Below are 333 nucleotides of genomic sequence, written 5' to 3'. Positions count from 1 at the left end.
CATGCTCGGCTGGCTTTTTTGGGTATTTTTCTTTGATGGTTTCATCAAATTCATAGGTTGCTTTCCGAACAGCTTTTGCTTGTTCATTTAAATATTGAGCCGCAGATCTGGAACGATAACGGGAATGGGAGTGTGTAGAATCGACAATTAAAGCTGCTTTGGTTTCAATCAACCCTTGTTCAATTGCGATTTCAGTTGTTTTTTCAATCAGTAAATCCAGTAGATTAATGTCTTTCAAGCGTAACTTGCGAAAATGAGTTAAGGAACTCGAATCAATAACGGAAGCTTCTGGAGCCATCCCCAAGAAATACTTAAAAGACATATCATATTTAG

The 333-nt window shown here is 37.5% G+C and carries 1 protein-coding gene; it reads right to left on the bottom strand.

The window, feature by feature from the left end; translation table 11 throughout:
* Positions 1–333, bottom strand: a 333-nt coding sequence (locus L3V42_RS18120) for a transposase (protein ID WP_238472630.1), incomplete at both ends; no start/stop codon positions are given.

The organism is Oceanobacillus alkalisoli, from assembly GCF_022213125.1.
GTDB lineage: Bacteria > Bacillota > Bacilli > Bacillales > Amphibacillaceae > Oceanobacillus > Oceanobacillus alkalisoli.
The sequence above is the reverse complement of the archived record's forward strand: the minus strand, read 5'-3'. Positions and strand labels throughout refer to the sequence as shown.